Annotated in this window: 16 protein-coding genes; 12 read left to right on the top strand and 4 right to left on the bottom strand. The window is 72.2% G+C overall.

Translation table 11 applies throughout. The features are described from left to right. Window positions 1–78: 78 nt before the first annotated feature. Window positions 79–1596: a GTPase HflX gene (hflX, locus tag IM767_RS18805; RefSeq protein ID WP_109211847.1), complete on the top strand. Its 1518-nt coding sequence runs from the start codon at window positions 79–81 to the stop codon at window positions 1594–1596. A 25-nt stretch (window positions 1597–1621) separates the two neighbouring features. Here hflX and IM767_RS18800 read toward each other — a convergent pair whose 3' ends face one another. Next, window positions 1622–3550 (bottom strand): S9 family peptidase, encoded by a 1929-nt coding sequence (locus IM767_RS18800; protein ID WP_239453464.1) that lies wholly within the window; start codon window positions 3548–3550, stop codon window positions 1622–1624. 289 nt (window positions 3551–3839) lie between these two features. Between IM767_RS18800 and IM767_RS18795 the strand changes: the two genes are divergently transcribed. Both IM767_RS18795 and metE read left to right on the top strand, forming a co-directional pair. Further along, on the top strand, window positions 3840–4802 hold the full coding sequence (locus IM767_RS18795) for a methylenetetrahydrofolate reductase (protein ID WP_109211845.1): 963 nt from the start codon (window positions 3840–3842) through the stop codon (window positions 4800–4802). Between the two features lie 94 nt (window positions 4803–4896). Beyond that, window positions 4897–7245, top strand: a complete 2349-nt coding sequence (gene metE / locus IM767_RS18790; RefSeq protein WP_109211844.1) for a 5-methyltetrahydropteroyltriglutamate--homocysteine S-methyltransferase — start codon at window positions 4897–4899, stop codon at window positions 7243–7245. On the opposite strand, the gene IM767_RS18785 is transcribed toward metE, so the two are convergent. After that, window positions 7242–8762, bottom strand: a complete 1521-nt coding sequence (locus IM767_RS18785) for a hypothetical protein (RefSeq protein ID WP_109211843.1) — start codon at window positions 8760–8762, stop codon at window positions 7242–7244. The genes metE and IM767_RS18785 overlap by 4 nt on opposite strands. Before the next feature lie 70 nt (window positions 8763–8832). Next, window positions 8833–9513, bottom strand: coding sequence for a transcriptional repressor LexA (lexA, locus tag IM767_RS18780; protein WP_109211842.1), 681 nt, complete (start codon window positions 9511–9513; stop codon window positions 8833–8835). A gap of 261 nt (window positions 9514–9774) precedes the next feature. Here lexA and IM767_RS18775 point away from each other — a divergent pair, with 261 nt between their 5' ends. The 8 genes from IM767_RS18775 to IM767_RS18740 all read left to right on the top strand — a co-directional run bounded on the left by IM767_RS18775 (window position 9775) and on the right by IM767_RS18740 (window position 17238). Then, the gene (locus IM767_RS18775; RefSeq protein ID WP_109211841.1) at window positions 9775–10167 is read left to right on the top strand and encodes a LysM peptidoglycan-binding domain-containing protein; all 393 of its coding nucleotides are present in this window, start codon (window positions 9775–9777) and stop codon (window positions 10165–10167) included. A 64-nt stretch (window positions 10168–10231) separates the two neighbouring features. Continuing rightward, on the top strand, window positions 10232–11326 hold the full coding sequence (locus IM767_RS18770) for a histidinol-phosphate transaminase (protein ID WP_194398944.1): 1095 nt from the start codon (window positions 10232–10234) through the stop codon (window positions 11324–11326). Then, complete coding sequence (gene hisB, locus IM767_RS18765; RefSeq protein ID WP_109211840.1) at window positions 11323–11931, top strand: imidazoleglycerol-phosphate dehydratase HisB; 609 nt, start codon at window positions 11323–11325, stop codon at window positions 11929–11931. The genes IM767_RS18770 and hisB overlap by 4 nt, the downstream gene beginning before the upstream one ends. Beyond that, a complete protein-coding gene (gene hisH / locus IM767_RS18760) occupies window positions 11928–12599 on the top strand; it encodes an imidazole glycerol phosphate synthase subunit HisH (protein WP_109211839.1) in 672 nt (223 codons plus the stop codon). Before hisB ends, hisH begins: the two co-directional genes overlap by 4 nt. Window positions 12600–12671: 72 nt before the next feature. Next, window positions 12672–13418, top strand: a complete 747-nt coding sequence (gene priA, locus IM767_RS18755; RefSeq protein WP_109211838.1) for a bifunctional 1-(5-phosphoribosyl)-5-((5-phosphoribosylamino)methylideneamino)imidazole-4-carboxamide isomerase/phosphoribosylanthranilate isomerase PriA — start codon at window positions 12672–12674, stop codon at window positions 13416–13418. Then, the gene (locus tag IM767_RS18750; RefSeq protein WP_109211837.1) at window positions 13402–14247 is read left to right on the top strand and encodes an SseB family protein; all 846 of its coding nucleotides are present in this window, start codon (window positions 13402–13404) and stop codon (window positions 14245–14247) included. The genes priA and IM767_RS18750 overlap by 17 nt, the downstream gene beginning before the upstream one ends. A gap of 76 nt (window positions 14248–14323) precedes the next feature. Beyond that, on the top strand, window positions 14324–15739 hold the full coding sequence (locus IM767_RS18745) for a pyridoxal phosphate-dependent decarboxylase family protein (RefSeq protein ID WP_109211836.1): 1416 nt from the start codon (window positions 14324–14326) through the stop codon (window positions 15737–15739). 104 nt (window positions 15740–15843) lie between these two features. Further along, on the top strand, window positions 15844–17238 hold the full coding sequence (locus IM767_RS18740) for a pyridoxal phosphate-dependent decarboxylase family protein (protein WP_109211835.1): 1395 nt from the start codon (window positions 15844–15846) through the stop codon (window positions 17236–17238). 31 nt (window positions 17239–17269) lie between these two features. On the opposite strand, the gene IM767_RS18735 is transcribed toward IM767_RS18740, so the two are convergent. Then, window positions 17270–17686, bottom strand: coding sequence for a DUF1844 domain-containing protein (locus IM767_RS18735; protein ID WP_194398943.1), 417 nt, complete (start codon window positions 17684–17686; stop codon window positions 17270–17272). Window positions 17687–18007: 321 nt separating this feature from the next. Between IM767_RS18735 and infC the strand changes: the two genes are divergently transcribed. Further along, window positions 18008–18634: a translation initiation factor IF-3 gene (infC, locus tag IM767_RS18730; RefSeq protein WP_239453463.1), complete on the top strand. Its 627-nt coding sequence runs from the start codon at window positions 18008–18010 to the stop codon at window positions 18632–18634. Window positions 18635–18692: the final 58 nt, after the last annotated feature.

The following is an 18692-nucleotide window of genomic DNA, read 5'->3' as shown; positions in this document are numbered from 1 at the left end:
GCGACACTAGAATTCACGGATGCCTCGAACCGCCAGGTGAACGGCGGAAACGGCATCCACCGATCAACGAAGGAACTTATGACGGATACGACAACCCCCCAGAGCACCGACGAGACGCCGGTCGACCCGGTGGATCGCGTGCTGGCGCGCGCCGAAGCGCGCTCGGGGGTGCACGTCTTCGGAGCCGCCCAGGCGCTCCAGGACGAGGCCACCATCGGGCTCGCCGACACCGACGGCGAGCAGTGGGACCGCGAGGAGCGTGCCGCGCTGCGCCGCGTGCCCGGGCTCTCTACCGAGCTCGAAGACGTCACCGAGGTCGAGTACCGGCAGCTGCGCCTCGAGAACGTGGTGCTGGTCGGTGTGCACGCACAGGGCGAGACGGAGGACGCCGAGAACTCGCTGCGCGAGCTCTCTGCGCTGGCCGAGACCGCCGGCGCCGTCGTCCTCGACGGCGTGCTGCAGCGACGCCCGCACCCCGACCCCGCGACCTACGTGGGCCGCGGCAAGGCGGAGGAGCTGCGCGACATCGTCGCCGCGGTCGGCGCCGACACGGTGATCGCCGACACCGAGCTCGCGCCGAGCCAGCGTCGCGCCCTCGAGGATGTGGTCAAGGTCAAGGTCATCGACCGCACGACCGTCATCCTCGACATCTTCAGCCAGCACGCCAAGAGCCGCGAGGGCAAGGCCCAGGTGGAGCTGGCGCAGCTCGAGTACCTGCTCCCGCGCCTGCGCGGGTGGGGTGAGTCGATGAGCCGTCAGGCCGGTGGCCAGGTGGGCGCCGGCGGCGCGGGCATGGGCTCGCGCGGTCCCGGTGAGACGAAGATCGAGCTCGATCGTCGCCGCATCCGCACCCGCATGGCGCAGCTGCGGCGTCAGATCCGCGACTTCGCACCGGCGCGCGATGCCAAGCGCGCCGAACGCAAGCGCAACACGATCCCGTCGGTCGCGATCGCCGGCTACACCAACGCCGGCAAGTCGTCGCTGCTCAACCGGCTCACGAGTGCCGGCGTGCTCGTCGAGAACGCGCTGTTCGCGACCCTGGACGCCACGGTCCGGCGCACCGAGACGGCCGACGGCCGCGTCTACACCCTGACCGACACCGTCGGCTTCGTGCGGAACCTGCCCCATCAGCTCGTGGAGGCGTTCCGCTCGACGCTCGAGGAGGTCGGCGAGGCCGACGTCATCCTGCACGTCGTGGACGGCTCGCACCCCGACCCGGCCGCTCAGCTGGCCACGGTGCGCGATGTGATCGGCGACGTGGGCGCCCGCGACCTTCCCGAGCTGGTGGTCTTCAACAAGGCCGACCTCGTGGACGACGACACCCGTCTGGTGCTGCGCGGCCTCGAGCCGAAGGCGATCTTCGCCTCGTCGCGCACCGGCGAGGGCGTCGAAGAGCTGCGTGCCGCGATCGAGGCGGCGCTGCCGCTTCCCGCGGTGGAGGTGCGCGCTCTCGTGCCGTACGACCGGGGCGACCTGGTGTCGGCGATCCACGAGCAGGGCATGATCCTGTCGCAGGAGCACGAGGAGGGCGGCACCGCGGTGCACGCGCGGGTCGGCGAGCACCTGGCGGCACGGCTGTCCCCGTTCACCGTCTGAGACCCGGCTTCGCCGTCCCTCGCGCTCAGTCGAGCTCGAGGGGCGGCACGCCGGGCGTCTCGAACCCGAAGATCTGCCCCAGGAACGCGAGCTCTGCCTCCATCGTGCGCACGAGCGTCTCCGCGCCGCGGAAGCCATGGCCCTCGCCCTCGAACGCGAGGTAGGCGTGGGGCACACCGTTCTCCGCCAGCGCATCGCGGACGGCCTCTGACTGCGACGGCGGGACGACGCGGTCGTCGAGCCCCTGCTCGATGAGCAGCGGTGTCCGCAGGCGATCCAGGTGCGAAAGGGGCGACCGCTCTGTATACACCGCCTCCGCCTCCGGGAGCGGTCCGACCATGCCGTCGAGGTACCGCGCCTCGAAGTCGTGGGTGTCTTCGGCCAAGCGCCGAAGGTCCGCCACGCCGTAACGGCTGATCCCCGCGCCGAAGGCGTCCGAGTTCGTGAGGGCGCACAGCACCGTCCAGCCTCCGGCCGAGCCGCCGGCGATCGCGAGCCGCTTCGGGTCGGCGGCGCCCGAGGCGGCGAGACCGCGCGCCGCGGCCACGACGTCGTCGACGTCGACGACGCCCCACTGCCCGAGGAGGCGCTCACGGTACGCGCGTCCGTACCCGCTCGAGCCGCCGTAGTTGACGTCGAGCACTCCGATGCCGCGGCTGGTGAGATAGGCGATCTTGCCGGATGCCGCGCCTCCGACGTGATCGGTGGGGCCGCCGTGCACGAACACGACGTAGGGCGGCTGCTCGCCATCCGGACCCGCCGCCCGCGGATTCGTCGGAGGGTAGTCGAAGGCGTGCACCGGTCCGTGCGGCCCGGCGAAGGTCACCGCCCGTGACCGCGGCATCCACTCCCCGCCCCACGGGGTCGCGCCGCCCACGATCAGGCGGGTCGTCGCCTCATCGTCGACGTCCACCTCCCAGAGGCCGGCGCCGCCGGAGCCGGCGCCCGAGAGGAGCACCCGGGTGCCGCGGGCGTCTTCGATCGACAGGCGGGTGACTGCGTCGACCGCCACCGGGCGCGACGCACCGTCATCGAGCACGACGAGCTGGTCCGAGCCGTCGGTGCGCACCGCGACGATGCGGCCGTCCTCCAGCGCGGTGAACCAGCGCGTGCCCAGCACCCACAGCGGGCCGCCGGTGTCGGCGTTCACGGCGGCGAGGGGCTCGTGGCGCAGGTCGGCGGTGAGCCTCAGCCGCCACAGGTTCCACCGCCCGGTCGGGTCGTCGGAGTAGACGAGGTCGTCGTCGTCCGTCCAGACCGGCTGCAGCGGCGACGACTCTCCGCCGGCCGCGGTCGTCCACTCGGCTCCGTCCAGGCGCGCCACGCGCAGCTCAGCGCGATCCCACGCCATGTGGGGGTGGTTCCACGCGACCCAGGCCAGGCGCGTGCCGCTCGGCGACAGCGCGGGGTGAGCCACGAAGTCGCTGCCGCCGGCGAGCGAGGGGAGTCGTGTGGGGCGCTCGGCCCCGGAACCGTCCAGGGGGATCTCGACGATGTCGCGCACCGGCGCACGTCCGCGCGTGTGGTCCTCGCGCACCGCCAGCAATCGGCCGTGCTGGAGGGTCAGCCCGCCGTAGCGGACATCGCCCGCGTCGCGGGTGAGCGGGTGCGGATCGCCGTCGGGCGCCTGCCGCCACACGCGCTGGTCGGCCTTCTCGACGAAGTACAGCGTGCCGTCGTCGTCGGCGGTCCACGAGCCGCCGCCGTACTCGTGCACGCGAGAGCGCGCGCTCCACGGGGAGCGCAGGACGTCGACGACGTCGCCGGATGCCGCTCGCCGGCGCACCGCGGACCGCCCGGCCTCTTCGGGGACCGACTCGCCCCACCACACCTCGGGGTCGCGCCCCGTCCCGACGAAGCGGGCTCCTTCGAGCCGCGGCGAGGCCGCGGAGACCTCCGCGGCCGAGATAGGGGAGGGCCAGCTGCCGTAGGGGAGCACGTCGGGGGTCGTCACGCACACCACGCTACGACGAAGCGGTCGCGCACGACCGACGAAACAGAACGTCACAGGCCGCATCGTGTCGATTCCCTCCGCTACCGTGGACGCATCGTCGCCCGGTCGTCCTCACGGACGCCCCGAACCTCGGGGCACCGGGCAGGAGCGACAGCCGAGCCCGGCACCCGCCCGCGATGACACCCCCGCCGCCAGGCGCTCGACAGAGGCCCGGCGGAGTGAGGTGCCGCGGCCGCCCGGGCCTTCCCGTTCGGCTCAGCCCTGTCCGCCGATCCTGAGAAGCAGGCCCATGTCGATCGACCTGAGCACTCCTCCCGTGCCGATCTCCTTCGAGGTGTACCCGCCCCGCTCCGACGCGGGGTTCGCCGCGCTGCATGAGACGATCCGTCATCTGGCCTCGGTCGACCCTCGCTTCATCTCGGTGACCTACGGCGCCGGCGGGTCGACCGGCGGCCGGTCGCTCGAGCTGCTGACGCACATCCTCCGCGAGACGCACGTCGAGCCGCTCGCCCACCTCACGTGCGTCGGGAACACCTACGCCGGCGCGAACAGCCTCATCCGGGAGTTCCTGGATGCCGGCATCACCAGCTTCCTCGCGCTGCGCGGCGACCCGCCGGCCGGCGCCTCGGAGGACGACGCGTTCCTGGGCGACCTCGCGAGCGCGGCCGAGCTCGTGCAGCTCATCGACCGCGTCCAGGCCGAGCGCGCGCCGTATGCGGAGACGCCCGTGCCCGGAGTGCCCGGCGCAGTGCGCGTCGAGAAGCGCCCCGGCGTCGACATCGCGGTGGCGGCGTTCCCGAACGGCCACCCGCGCTCCCGTCGCCCTTTCGAAGACATCGACGCGCTGCTGGCCAAGCAGGCCGCCGGCGCCACCCTCGCGATCACGCAGCTGTTCTTCCACGCCGACGACTACCTCGCATTCGTGCAGCGATCCCGGGAGGCCGGCGTCACCATCCCGATCCTGCCCGGGATCATGCCGATCACGTCGCCCGCGCGGCTGCGACGCGTCCTCGAGCTCACGGGCGAGCAGCACCCCGCCGACCTCGCGCTCGCTCTCGACCTCGAATCGACGGCGGAGGGCCAGCGCGACGTGGGGATCGCGCACGCGGCCCGCCTCGCGCGGGAGGTCGCCGAAGGCGGTGCCCCCGGCATCCATCTCTACGCCTTCAACAATCACGACACGGTCCTCGAGGTTCTTCGCGAAGCCGGCGCGCTGACCGCCGAGTCCCGCGTGCCCGACCCCGTCCACTGACGCGGGCGCCGTCATCCGTCGAGGCTTCGACGGTCTCTTCGGCGACCCCGGAAACCCTCCCGTCCGACCACCGAAATACGAAAGAGAGACGCACATGACCGACCCTCGCCATCCGTTCCCGAAGGGCACGATCCTCGGCTACCCCCGTATCGGCCGCCGCCGCGAGCTGAAGCGCGCCGTCGAGGCGCACTGGTCTGGCGCGATCGACGCCGACGCGCTCGAGCAGTCCGCAGCGGAGCTGCGACGCGCGACCCGTGAGCGCCTGGCGGCGCTCGGTCTCGGGCGAGACGACTCGTCGATTCCCGAGTCGTTCTCGTTCTACGACCAGGTGCACGACGCCGCCGTCACCGTAGGCGCACTGCCCGAGCGGTTCGCCGGGCTGCGCGACGCCGATGGCCGGATCGGCCTCGAGGCATACTTCACCGCCGCGCGAGGGGCGGGCGAGGACGCGCCCCTCGAGATGACGAAGTGGTTCGACACCAACTACCACTACCTGGTTCCCGAGATCGGGCCCGAGACGGTCTTCGCGCTCTCCAGCGACCGCTTCGCGCGCCAGGTCGCCGAGGCGAAGGCCGACGGCTTCACCGTGCGCCCGGTCGTGGTCGGGCCGGTCACGCTTCTCGCGCTGGCGAAGGCGACGGATGCCGCGCACAGTGCCGACGGTCGCGAAGAGGCCTTCGACCCGCTCGAGCGCCTCGACGACCTGCTGCCGGTGTACGCCGAGCTGCTGGCGGGTCTACGGGCGGCCGGCGCCGAGTGGGTGCAGCTGGACGAGCCCGCGCTGGTCAGCGAGAGCCTCCCGGCGGTGCCGGAGCGACTGGCGGATGCCGCGGCCCGCGCCTACGCCGTGCTGGGCGCTGCGGCGGAGCGGCCCGCGATCCTCGTGGCCGCCGGATACGCGCAGCTCTCGGAGCAGGCGTGGAGCGCGCTGGGCGCCGCGCCCATCGAGGCCATCGCCGTCGACCTGACGCGCGGCGGTGTCCCCGGCGTGGTCGGCGGGCTCTCGGGCAAGACCCTCGTCGGCGGCGTCGTGGACGGCCGCAACATCTGGCGCGGCGATCTCGAGGGAGAGTGGGAGACGCTGTCGCAGCTCGCCGCGCTCGGCGCGGCCGACATCGCGGTGGGCACCTCCACCTCGCTTCAGCACGTGCCGCACGACGTGGCCGACGAGACCGCCCTCGACCCGCGCCTGGCGTCGTGGCTCGCGTTCGCCGACCAGAAGGTCGGCCAGGTGGTCACGCTCGCCACCGGGCTCGTGCGCGGTCGCCCGGCGATCGCGGAGGCGCTGGGCGAGGCATCCGCCGCTCTCGCCGACCGCCGGAGCGCACCGGGCGTGCGCGACGGGGCGGTACGCGGGCGTGCGTCGCGGCTCGAGTCGCGCGACTTCGAGCGCGGCGACTACGACGCGCGGGTCGCGGCCCAGGAGGCCGAACTCGACCTTCCGCTGCTGCCCACGACCACGATCGGGTCGTTCCCGCAGACCGGCGACATCCGCCGCGCGCGGGCGAGTCACGGGCGCGGTGAGCTCGCCGGCGCCGAGTACGAGCGGTTCCTACGCGACGAGATCGCACGCGTGGTGACGCTGCAGGAGGACATCGGCCTCGATGTGCTCGTCCACGGCGAGGCGGAGCGCAACGACATGGTGCAGTACTTCGCCGAGCACCTCGACGGCTTCGCGGTCACCGAGAACGGCTGGGTGCAGTCCTACGGCTCACGCGCCACGCGGCCGTCGATCCTGTGGGGCGATGTGTCGCGCCCGGCGCCGATCACCGTGGCGTGGTCGACGTTCGCGCAGTCGCTCACCGACAAGCCGATGAAGGGCATGCTCACCGGCCCCGTGACGATCCTGGCGTGGTCGTTCGTGCGCGACGACCAGCCGCTCGGCGAGACGGCGAACCAGGTCGCCCTGGCGCTGCGCGACGAGATCGCCGACCTCGAAGAGGCCGGCATCCGCGTGATCCAGGTCGATGAGCCGGCTCTGCGCGAGCTGCTTCCGCTCAAGCGTGCAGACCAGCCGCCCTACCTGGAGTGGTCGGTCGGATCCTTCCGGCTCGCGACGGCGGGCGCGGCGGCGTCCACGCAGGTGCACACGCACCTGTGCTACTCCGAGTTCGACGCGGTGATCGACGCGATCGCGGCGCTGGACGCCGACGTCACCTCCATCGAGGCGGCGCGCAGCCGCGGCGAGGTGATCGGCGACATCGCGTCGTCGGGCTTCGCGGCCGGCATCGGACCGGGCGTGTACGACATCCACTCGCCCCGTATCCCGTCCGTCGACGAGATCACCGAGCTGCTCGACCGCGCCGTCGCCGAGCTTCCGCTGCGGCGCGTGTGGGTGAATCCCGACTGCGGGCTCAAGACCCGCGGCTACGACGAGACCGTCGCCTCGCTGCGGAACCTGGTCGCTGCGGCCCAGACGGCGCGGGCGGCGGTGCCGGCCTAGGGGCGTTTCGTCGATCCGGGTGCTGCGGCCGGGCCGGCCGCAGCACCCGGCGTCCCGTCGATCACCTCCGTGTCCACCGTGTCGGGGGCGCCGACGACGACGGTGTCGGCGTCGATCACCAGAGTGTCCGCGTCGCCGGCGATGCCGGACTCGTCGGGGACGACCTCGTCCTCGGTGGCGATGACGGCGGGCGCCTCGTCGGGGCGCACCTGGAGCAGCTCCAGGATCCACGCCACGAGCAGCGCGACGATGAGCACCAGGAAGACGTCGCCCGCCGACAGCGGACGGAGCGCGAACAGCCAGATGACTGCGAGGACGATGATCAGCGTGCGGACCAGTGCGCGATAGCGGTAGAGCCACGCCCCGAAGCGGCCCGTGCGCAGGCCGTGGCCTGCCAGTTGCCGACGCAGCGAGGAGTTCACGCTCGCGACCGCCCGCCGTGACCGGGCGGCCGGCGCCCAGCGGCCGGCGAACCAGCCGATCACGGCGATCACGAGGCCGAGGAGCACCGCGATGGAGGCGGTCTGCTGCATCGACCCGATGAGGCTCTGGTAGACCACGTCGATCGCCGGCGCCGACACCCCCAGCTGAGCCGCCGTCTGGCCGACGACGGGGTAGCCGATGGCGAACGCCAGTGCCAGCACGCCGCCGCCGATGGCGAAGGCGATACCCGTGCCGAGCACGGCCGTGCTGCGGCGCCGCGCGATGAGGATGCCGAGCACGAACAGCCCGATCGTGATGATCGGCAGCCACCATCCGAGCGTCGTCGCGATGGCGTAGGCGGTGCGGATGCTGACGAGCGTGTCACCGGTCCCGATGATGACGACCCGGTCGACGGCCGGGATGAGCTGGGCGATCCCGACTCCGCGGTCGACGAGGTTCTGCTTGACGCGCTCGACGATGGCGCCGAGTTGGATGCCGAGCCCCTGGTCGTTCATGACCACGATGCCGCCGCCGTCGGACGTGGCGGCCGTGGTGAGCGCGCGGTGCGCGGCGCGCGTGGTCGCCGTCCACGTGTCTGCGAAGGCATCCGACTCGACGACACGCGTGACGGTCTGCGCGAGGAGGTTCTGCAGGCCCTCCGCCGCGGGCGCCTGGAGCAGCTGCAGCGCCTGCGAGGCCCGTGGCGGCAGGCCCAGCTGGTCGATCCCCTCGAAGACGTTCGCGGTGAGTTCTTCGAAGTCGACCTGCGCCTGGACGGCCTCGACCGTCTCGTCGATGATCATCTGCTGCACGGCGGGATCGTCGGCGAGCGGAGCCAGCGTCTGTACGAAGGCGGACTCGTCGACGAGCTCGAGCCGGGCCCACGCGGCGACGATGGAGATCGGCACCAGGATGCCCGCGATGACGATGCACAGGGCGGAGAAGAACGCCCTCCAGCGGCTGCCGGCCGGACCGGTCATCGCTCTGTCGGGTGCGGCGTCGTTTCCGGCCCTCAGGCGGGCGTTCTCGGCTTCGAGGGCGTCGAGGCGCGTCTGGAGCGCGGCGGCGTCGTCAGCGGCGATCGCATCGGTCATTCCCCCCTTATAGCGCGTCTCGAGCCGTGCCCACCACCCATTCGGCGTGCGCGTCTCGTGGCGCGCCGCCTCACACCGCCCGCAGCACCGCCACGACCTTGCCCAGCACGGTGGCCTCGTCGCCGAGGATCGGCTCGAACGCCGAGTTGCGGGGGAGCAGCCAGGTGTGGCCGTCGCGCTGGCGGAACGTCTTGACCGTCGCCTCGCCGTCGAGCATGGCGGCGACGATCTCGCCGTTGTCGGCCGTCGCCTGCGACCGCACCACCACCCAGTCGCCGTCGCAGATGGCTGCGTCGATCATGGAGTCGCCCGAGACCTTCAGCATGAACAGATCGCCCTTGCCCACGAGCTGGCGGGGGAGGGGGAAGATCTCCTCGACCTGCTGCTCGGCGGTGATGGGCACACCGGCGGCGATGCGGCCGACCAGGGGCACCAGTGCGGCGTCGCCGACGGACGGGGCGGCATCGGCGGGGCTCTCGGTCGCCGTGCCGGGGAGGTCGATGAGCACTTCCATCGCCCGCGTCTTGCCGGCGTCGCGACGCAGGTAGCCGCTGAGCTCGAGCTGGTTGAGCTGATGGGTGACGCTCGAGAGCGACTTCAGGCCGACCGCGTCGCCGATCTCACGCATGCTCGGCGGGTAGCCGTGACGCGCGATGGACCGCTGGATGACCTCGAGGATGGCCATCTGCTTGTCACTCAGGCTCTTGCGCCGACGAGTCTGGGGCTTCTCGCGCCCGGCCGCGTCGCTCATGTCCGGCTCCGTCCTGCGCCCGCCCGCGAGCGCTGTTTCTTCGAATGTCGGAGGCCCGTGGTGGGGTTCTCGTATCGAAACCGTATCCGGATCACACGCGCGAAGGGAACATCCCGACCGCGTGTCGCGTTCGAGAGATCGTCCTCGTAATCCGGTGTTGACATCGTACAGACTCGAAGATAGCTTCGGAAGAGAGGTTCGCATTCGCCGCCCCCGGCCGGGCGGAGAATGCGAATCTCTCCCCATCAGGAGGAGAAGAGCATGACCGCGATCGGCTACACGACGTCCGTCCCTTCGCCGGCGCGCGCGACCCGCGCCGTGGCGCGCCGCGCGACGCGGCTGCGGCTGACCGTGCGTGGTCGCCGGGTGCTCGCGGTTCTTGCGGCCCTGCCGGCGATCATCGCGCTGAGCGCGGCGGTGCTCGGCGGCGGCGCGGCACTCGCCTCGCGCGATGCGGGCTCTGCAGCGGGCTCGTTCAGCACCGTGACCGTCGCTCCCGGTGACACGCTCTGGAGCATCGCCGAAGAGGTGGCGCCCGGCCACGATCCCCGCGACGTCGTGGATGGCATCGTCCGGCTCAACGGGCTCGACAGCGTGCTGGTCCAGTCCGGTCAGAACCTCGCGATTCCGGCCGCCTACGACTCAGACCACTGACCGTCCCACTTGCGGGGGCCGAAGAGCCGTCACGCGGCCGCCTCGTCTTCGCTGCCGCTCTACCATGGGAGGGGTGAGTGCACGTCTCGAAGACCTTCCCCTCCGCGCCGATCTCCGAGGGCAGAAGCCCTACGGCGCACCCCAGGCGCCGCTTCCGGTCGCCCTGAACGTCAACGAGAACACGCACCCCGTTCCGGCAGAGGTCGCCGACGACATCCTCGACTCGATCGCGTTGGCCCTGCGCGACGTCAACCGCTACCCCGACCGCGAGTTCACAGCGCTCCGCGAAGGCTTTGCCGACTACCTCGGACACGGGCTGGAGCGTGACCAGATCTGGGCCGCGAACGGTTCGAACGAGGTCCTCCAGCACATCCTGCAGGCCTTCGCCGGGCCCGGACGCACGGCGTTCGGCTTCACGCCGACCTACTCGATGTACCCGCTCCTGACCCGCGGCACCGGAGCGGAGTGGATCTCCGGCACCCGCGCCGCCGACTACACGGTCGATGCCGACGATGCGGCGGCGCAGGTCGCCGATGCGTCCCCTGACGTCGTCTTCCTCTGCGCGCCGAACAACCCCACCGGCACGCCCCTCGGGCTCGACGTCGTCGAGGCCGCGTACGAGGCGACCGACGGCATCGTGATCGTCGATGAGGCGTACTTCGAGTTCGCCCCGCGCGATGCCCGCTCCGCCCTGACCCTCCTGCCCGGCCGTGAGCGGCTCGTGGTGTCTCGCACGATGAGCAAGGCGTTCGCGTTCGCCGGGGCACGCGTCGGGTATCTCGCCGCCGACCCTGCGCTGATCGACGCGCTGCGGCTCGTGCGTCTGCCGTACCACCTGAGCGCGCTGACGCAGGCGGCGGCCTCGGCCGCCCTCCGCCACGCGCCGACGATGCTCGGCATGGTGGACGAGATCGTCACACAGCGCGACCGCATCTCGGCCACCGTCGAAGCCCTCGGGTACACGCCTCACGAGTCGTGGACGAACTTCGTCCTGTTCGGCGGCGTGTCCGATCCTTCCGCCACCTGGCACGCGCTGTACGACGAGGGCGTGCTCATCCGCGACGTCGGCATCCCCGCCCACCTCCGCGTGACGGCGGGCACTGCGGAGGAGACGACCGCGTTCCTCGACGCCCTCGCCTCGGTAGGATCGGCCGCATGAGCGCCGCACCCAGGACCGCCTCGATCAGACGCGCGACGAGCGAGTCGACCGTCGAACTGGAACTCGATCTGGACGGCAGCGGGCGAAGCCGCGTCGACACGACCGTGCCCTTCTTCGACCACCTGCTGACGGCGTTCGCGAAGCACTCACTGACCGATCTCACTGTGCGGGCATCGGGCGACACCGACATCGATGCCCACCACACGGTCGAAGACATCTCGATCGTGCTCGGTCAGGCGATCCGGCAGGCGCTCGGCGACAAGGCGGGCATCTCCCGCTACGGCGACGCCCTGGTGCCTCTCGACGAGGCGCTCGCACAGGCCGTGGTCGACATCAGCGGCCGCCCGTACCTCGTGCACACCGGGGAGCCCGAGGGCTACGAGCACCACCTCATCGGCGGCCACTTCACCGGGTCGCTCGTGCGTCACACGTTCGAAGCGATCGCGTTCAACGGCGCGCTGACGGTGCACGTGCGCGTGCTCTCGGGACGCGACCCGCACCACATCGCCGAGGCCGAGTACAAGGCGTTCGCACGCGCGTTCCGGCAGGCCAAAGCCCTCGACCCGCTGGTCGAAGGCATTCCGAGCACGAAGGGGGCGCTGTGACGTCCACCCCGGCCACCGATCAGGAGCGGCCGGTCGTCGCCGTCCTCGACTACGGCTCGGGGAATGTGCACTCGGCCGTGAAGGCGCTGGTCGCCGCCGGTGCCGACGCGCGGCTGACCTCCGATCGCGGCCTCGTGATGGACGCCGACGGACTGTTCGTCCCGGGTGTCGGCGCCTTCCGCGCCGTCGCCGAGGCGCTCCGCGCCAGCCGCGGCGACGAGCTCATCGAGCGCCGGCTGGCCGGCGGACGCCCCGTGCTCGGCGTGTGCGTCGGGATGCAGATCTTCTTCGAGCGCGGCGTCGAGCGCGGCGTCGACACCGAAGGCCTGGGGGAGTGGCCGGGTGTGGTGACCGAGCTCGACGCGCCGGTGCTGCCCCACATGGGCTGGAACACCGTTCAGCCCGGCGAGGGCACGCGCCTGTTCCGAGGCATCGAAGACGAGCGCTTCTACTTCGTCCACTCGTTCGGCGCCCAGAAGTGGCTCCTCGACGTCCAGCCGCCGTTCCCGGAGCCCGTTCTGACGTGGTGCGAGTACGGCACGCCGTTCCTCGCGGCGGTCGAGAACGGCCCCCTGGCGGCGACGCAGTTCCACCCCGAGAAGTCGGGCGATGCCGGCATCCGTCTCCTGACGAATTGGATCGACGGGCTTCGCGGGGCTACCCTCTGAGACCGTGCCGTCTGCGGGTGACCCTGCTCTCGACATCCCTCCCCACGACTTTCGATGCCTGAGCCAGGAGCCATGAACGATTTCGCGTCCACACCCAAGCTCGTCCTTCTGCCCGCCGTCGACGTCGCCGACGGCAAGGCCGTCCGCCTGACGCAGGGCGAGGCCGGCACGGAGACGAGCTACGGGGATCCCGTCGACGCGGCGCTCGATTTCGCGCGGCAGGGCGCCGAGTGGATCCACCTCGTCGACCTCGACGCGGCGTTCGGCCGCGGCAGCAACGCCGGCGTGCTCCGCAAGGTCATCAAGCAGGTCAAGGGCGTGCAGGTGGAGCTGTCGGGCGGTATCCGCGACGACCGCACGCTGGAGGCGGCACTCGAGAGCGGCGCGTCGCGCATCAACCTCGGGACCGCGGCCCTCGAGAACCCCGAGTGGGCGGCCGATGTGATCGGCCGCTACGGCGACGCGATCGCGGTCGGCCTCGACGTCCGCGGCACGACGCTCGCCGCCCGCGGCTGGACCCGCGAGGGCGGCGACCTGTGGACGGTCCTCGACCGTCTCGAGGCGGCCGGCTGCAGCCGCTACGTCGTCACCGACGTCACCAAGGACGGCACCCTCAAGGGGCCGAACCTCGACCTCCTGCGCGAGCTGACCACCCGCACCCCCAAGCCGATCGTCGCCTCGGGCGGCGTGTCGAGCCTCGACGACATCGCGGCGCTGCGCGACCTCGTGCCGCTGGGCGTGGAGGGCGCGATCGTGGGCAAGGCGCTCTATGCCGGTGCGTTCACGCTCGCCGAGGCGCTGGATGTCGCCGGACACTGACCCCCACGGCGCCGAGCACGGCCACGGCGCAGGGCACGGCCAAAGCGCGGGCCACGGCCACGGCGCCGAGCACGCCCACGGCACCGGCGATTCGGCAGGCGTCCCCTGGCAGGGACGCAGCTTCCAGGCGAACCCGCACGCGTCCGACGACGGCTCCGCCGACCCGGCGCTGCTGGCGGCGCTGCACGCGTTCCGCGCCGGCTCGGGCGGTCAGCGCGAGGTCGTCGACGCGTACCGCACCGCGCGCCTGCTGATCCCGCTCGTTGCCGAGAAGGGCGACCACGGCATCGGAGCGCACGGCCTCGAGGTCGACAAGACCCAGGAGCTCTCGATCGTGACGGTCGCCGCCCCCGACGGTCGTCGGGTGCTGCCGGTGTTCACGTCGGTCGAGGCGATGGGGCGGTGGGATGCCGCGGCCCGGCCGGTCCCCGCAGACGGCGTGCGCACCGCCCTGTCGGCGGCCGCCGACGACACCGATCTGATCGTCGTCGACCCCGGCTCCGACACGGAGTTCGTCCTGCGACGCCCCGCCGTGTGGGCGATCGGGCAGGGGCAGGCGTGGGAGCCCAGTCACCTCTCGCCCGAGGTCTTCGCCGGCCTGCAGGAGAGCATCGGCGGGGAGCTGTCGGTGATCGACCTCGCGGTCGAGTCCGGCGACCCCGACGCGCGCCTGCGCGGGCCCGAGCTGGTGGTGCGGCTGCATCTCATGGACGGCCTCGAGAAGGCCGAGCTCGACGCGGTGCTGGCGCGGCTGGCCAAGCGCTGGGCCGCCGACGACCGCATCGCGGTGCTCGTCGACTCGCTGGCCGTCAAGCTCGTGCGCGCCTGACCCGAGACAGACGTATCCTCCCGGGCGTAGAGTCCTCCTCGTTCCCGACGGAAGCCGCCGGGCGCAGGAGGTCGCAATGGAGCATCCCCAGTCCACCGCGTACACGCGCGCCCTGGATGCCGCGGCGCAATCCGCGACCGCTTGGCTGACGGCGCTCGATCATCGTCCCATTCCGCCGCGGACGGGCATCGAGGACGTCAAGAGCGCGCTCGGCCGCAAGCTCGCGGCGCGGGGGGCCGATGCCGAGACCGTCGTCCGCGACCTCGCCGCCGCCGTCGAGCCGGGCCTCATGGGCATGCCCAGCGCGCGGTTCTTCGGTTGGGTGATCGGCGGCACGCAGCCGGCGGCGCTCGCGGCGGACTGGCTCGTGTCGGCGTGGGACCAGAACACCGCGCTGCGGGCCGTGACGCCGGGCGTGATCGCCGCCGAGGAGCTCGCCGGCGAGTGGGTGCTCGAGCTGCTCGGCCTGCCGCCGGAGTCGGATGTCGGCTTCGTCACCGGAGCCACGGTGGCCAACTTCACGTGCCTGGCCGCCGCTCGGGACGCCGTGCTGCGGGAGGTCGGCTGGGACACCGCGGTGCTGGGTCTCGCGGGTGGCCCGCGCGTGCGGGTGATCGTCGGCGCCGAGCGGCACGACACCGTCGACCACGCCGTGCGGATGCTCGGCCTGGGCACGCCGATCGTGGTCCCCGCCGACGACGAGGGACGCATCGACGTCGCGGCCCTCGAGGTGGAGCTCACGTTCGACCACGGACCGACCATCGTCGTGCTGCAGGCCGGCAACATCCACTCGGGCGCCTTCGACGACTTCGGCCGGGCGATCGACGCCGCGCACGTCCACGGCGCGTGGGTGCACGTCGACGGCGCATTCGGGCTGTGGGCCGCGGCATCCGATCGCTCCCGCGCCCTCGTGGCGCACGCGGAGCGCGCCGAGTCGTGGGCGACCGACGCGCACAAGACGCTCAGCGTGCCGTACGACTGCGGGATCGCGATCGTCGCAGACGGCGCCGCGCTGCGCTCGGCGATGGGCATGTCGGCGACCTACCTCAGCCGGACGGCGAGCGAGGACCACGCCGATCCGCACGATCGCGTGCCCGAGCTCTCGCGTCGCGCCCGCGGCGTGCCGACGTACGCCGCACTGCGCGCGATGGGGCGCGACGGGGTCGCCGCTCTCGTCGATCGGCTGACGGATGCCGCGGCCGCCCTCGCGGCCGGGCTCGCGGAGCTCCCCGGGGTCGAGGTGCTCAACGACGTCGTGTTCACCCAGGTGTGCGTCGCCCTCGCCGACGACGACGCGACCGACGCGTGGGCGGATGCGCTGCGCGCGGAGGGCATCGCGTTCGCATCCTCGTCGCGCTGGCACGACCGCTCGGTGCTGCGCTTCTCCGTCAGCAACTGGCAGACCGACGCCGAACAGGTCGAACGCACCCTCCAGGCCGCGCGGACAGCGCTCGCGCGGGTCGTCCCGGCGGGGCAGGGCGGGCGGCCGTAGGGCGGCGTGCCCTTCGGACAGCCTTCTCGCGGGGTTCTTCGGGATCGCGGCCCTTGCGGCAGCCGGCATCCCGGCGGAGGATCGGCACGGCGAAGGGGGCCGGCATGGACGACGGCGCGAAGAAGGAGCAGTACCGGCGGGCGCTCGACGTGGCCCATCGCCGGGCGCTGGAGTGGCTGGACTCGCTCCCGGATCGGCCCGTCCGGCCCGAGATGGACGTCGACGGCGTGCTGGCGCGGCTCGACCGCGTCCTGCCCGAGGCGGGTTCCGCGCCGGACGCCGTCGTCGAGGAGCTGGCGGCGGCCGCGGAACCGGGGCTCATGGCTATGGGGTCGCCCCGGTTCTACGGCTTCGTCATCGGCGGGACGTACCCCGCTGCGCTCGCCGCGGACTGGCTGGTGTCGGCGTGGGACCAGAACACCGGCTCACGCCAGCCGACGCCGGCGACCGCCGCCGTCGAGGAGGTCGCGGGCGCCTGGCTGCTGGACCTTCTGGGGCTCCCCGCTGAGAGCGGTGTCGGCTTCGTGACCGGCGCCACCGCGGCGAACCTCGCCTGCCTCGTCGTGGCCAGGGACGCGGTGCTCCGTCGGGCGGGGGCCGATCCGACCGCGGGGCTCCAGCGTGCTCCCGACATCCGCTTCCTCGCCGGCGACGCCGTTCACACGTCCCTGGTGCTGGCGGGGCGCATCGCGGGCCTCGGGGCACCCGTCACGGTCGGCGCCGACGGGCAGGGTCGCATCGACGTCGGCGGACTCGAGCGGGCGCTGGCAGGCGGCGGGGGCCCGGCGATCGTCGCGCTGCAGGCCGGGGACGTCCACTCGGGCGCGTTCGACGATTTCGCGGCGGCCGTCACCGTCGCACATCGCGCCGGCGCGTGGGTGCACGTCGACGGCGCGTTCGGGCTCTGGGCGGCGGCCAGCCCCCGGCTGCAGCACCTCACGCGCGGCCTCGCCGAGGCCGACTCGTGGGCCACCGATGCGCACAAGACGCTGAACGTGCCGTACGACTGCGGCGTCGCCATCGTCCGGGACGAGCCGTCCATGGTCGCCGCGCTGGGAGCGCATGCCGCGTACCTGCCCGCGGTGGCGAGCATCTCCGACCCCTACGACCGGGTGCCGGAGCTGTCGCGACGCGCGCGCGGGGTGCCTGTCTGGGCAGCGCTCCGGGCGCTCGGGAGGCAGGGCGTCGTGGGGCTGGTCGACGGACTTGCGGATGCCGCGACCGCGCTCGCCGCAGGGTTCGAGGAGGTCCCGGGGCTCGAGGTGCTGAACGACGTGGCCTTCACGCAGGTGTGCCTGGCGTCGCGGGACGACGCCGCGACCGCGGAACTGGGGGAGTGGCTGCGCGCCGAGGGCACCGTCTGGGCGTCGTCATCGACCTGGCGCGGCCGGACGGTGGTGCGCTTCGCCGTCAGCAACCACGGCACGGACGAGGACGCCGTCCGCCGCACGGTCGACGCTGTCGCGCGGGGCGCCACAGCCGTCGGCATCCGCGGCTGAAACGCTGCCGGGGCGTGCGAGGGTCGGCCGATCAGGTGACCGGGCCGGTCCACTTCTCGCCGGGACCCTTGCCGATCGGGTCGGGGATGACGGATGCCTCGCGGAAGGCGAGCTGGACCGACCGCAGTCCGTCGCGCAGCGAGCGGGCGTGCATGTCGCTGATCTCGGGCGCGCCGGCGGTGATGAGCCCGGCGAGGGCGTTGATGAGCTTGCGCGCCTCGTCGAGGTCGGTCTGGGTGGCAGGGTCGTCGGCCAGGCCCACCTTGACCGCGGCCGCGCTCAGCAGGTGGACGGCGGTGGTGGTGATGACCTCGACGGCCGGCACGTCGGCGATGTCGCGGGAAGCGGATGCCGCGGCCTGCTCCTGCTCCTCCCACCGCGCCTGACGCTCGGGGTCCACCGCCGTCGCGCTCGTCGACTGGTCGTCCTGGTCTCGAATCGTGTCCACGCCGTTCTCTCTGATAGACTGCTGCGGTCTCCGGTGCATTCTGTACCGGATCGGAAAGTGGATCACATCCCACCCGCGCTTGCCGTTCCAGGCTACCGGGTCATGCACTCCGCCCCGACCGTCACCGGTTCGGGGTAGCCGCCAGGGCGACCGAGCGGGAACTCCGTCACCGGAGAGGGTGCAAGAAGTCGGCGCTGAAAGCGTCCTGACGGGTGGAGTGGATCTTCCTCCGCCCGCGACACGATCGTGTGTCGCGGTGGTCCAACCCTCTTACCCAAGGAGTTCCGCATCAGCGATCCCCGCACCAACGACCGCATCCGGGTGCCCGAGGTCCGCCTCGTCGGCCCGAACGGAGAGCAGGTCGGCGTCGTCCGCATCGAGGTGGCGCTGCGCCTGGCTCAGGAGGCCGACCTCGATCTCGTCGAGGTGGCCCCCAACTCGAAGCCGCCCGTGGTCAAGATCATGGACTACGGCAAGTTCAAGTACGAGGCTGCGCAGAAGGCCAAGGAAGCGCGTCGCAATCAGGCGAACACCGTCCTCAAGGAGGTCCGGTTCCGCCTGAAGATCGAGGCCCACGACTACATCACCAAGCTGAAGCGCGCCGAGGGCTTCCTCCAGTCCGGTGACAAGGTCAAGGCGATGATCCTGTTCCGCGGTCGCGAGCAGTCGCGCCCCGAGCAGGGTGTGCGCCTGCTGCGCAAGTTCGCGGAGGACGTCGCCGAGTTCGGAACGGTCGAATCGAACCCCACGATCGACGGTCGCAACATGGTGATGGTCGTGGCTCCCCACAAGAACAAGTCCGAGGTCAAGACCGAGCAGAACGCTCAGCGCGCCGCGAACAAGGAGGCCGCACGCTCGGCCCGCAACGGCGGAGCGCCGCAGACGGGCGCCGAGGCCCCCGCGGCCGAGACTCCGGCCGCCGATTCCGAGGAAGCCACGGCCGAGTAAGGCCCCCACAGACTCCCGCACCGCGGGATACCGACTCCCGCCTGGGCGGGAAGTGAAA

The sequence above is a fragment of the Microbacterium ureisolvens genome, from assembly GCF_015278315.1.
Taxonomy (GTDB): domain Bacteria; phylum Actinomycetota; class Actinomycetes; order Actinomycetales; family Microbacteriaceae; genus Microbacterium; species Microbacterium ureisolvens.
The sequence above is the reverse complement of the archived record's forward strand: the minus strand, read 5'-3'. Positions and strand labels throughout refer to the sequence as shown.

What these genes read in the sequence shown, in the direction of transcription:
- metE (WP_109211844.1), top strand. Translation starts at nt 4,897, where the DNA reads ATGACCGACCCTCGCCATCCGTTCCCGAAGGGCACGATCCTCGGCTAC.
- IM767_RS18795 (WP_109211845.1), top strand. Translation starts at nt 3,840, where the DNA reads ATGTCGATCGACCTGAGCACTCCTCCCGTGCCGATCTCCTTCGAGGTG.
- IM767_RS18770 (WP_194398944.1), top strand. Translation starts at nt 10,232, where the DNA reads ATGGGAGGGGTGAGTGCACGTCTCGAAGACCTTCCCCTCCGCGCCGAT.
- priA (WP_109211838.1), top strand. Translation starts at nt 12,672, where the DNA reads ATGAACGATTTCGCGTCCACACCCAAGCTCGTCCTTCTGCCCGCCGTC.
- hisB (WP_109211840.1), top strand. Translation starts at nt 11,323, where the DNA reads ATGAGCGCCGCACCCAGGACCGCCTCGATCAGACGCGCGACGAGCGAG.
- IM767_RS18740 (WP_109211835.1), top strand. Translation starts at nt 15,844, where the DNA reads ATGGACGACGGCGCGAAGAAGGAGCAGTACCGGCGGGCGCTCGACGTG.
- IM767_RS18785 (WP_109211843.1), bottom strand. Translation starts at nt 8,762, where the DNA reads ATGACCGATGCGATCGCCGCTGACGACGCCGCCGCGCTCCAGACGCGC.
- IM767_RS18750 (WP_109211837.1), top strand. Translation starts at nt 13,402, where the DNA reads ATGTCGCCGGACACTGACCCCCACGGCGCCGAGCACGGCCACGGCGCA.
- lexA (WP_109211842.1), bottom strand. Translation starts at nt 9,513, where the DNA reads ATGAGCGACGCGGCCGGGCGCGAGAAGCCCCAGACTCGTCGGCGCAAG.
- hflX (WP_109211847.1), top strand. Translation starts at nt 79, where the DNA reads ATGACGGATACGACAACCCCCCAGAGCACCGACGAGACGCCGGTCGAC.
- IM767_RS18745 (WP_109211836.1), top strand. Translation starts at nt 14,324, where the DNA reads ATGGAGCATCCCCAGTCCACCGCGTACACGCGCGCCCTGGATGCCGCG.
- IM767_RS18775 (WP_109211841.1), top strand. Translation starts at nt 9,775, where the DNA reads ATGACCGCGATCGGCTACACGACGTCCGTCCCTTCGCCGGCGCGCGCG.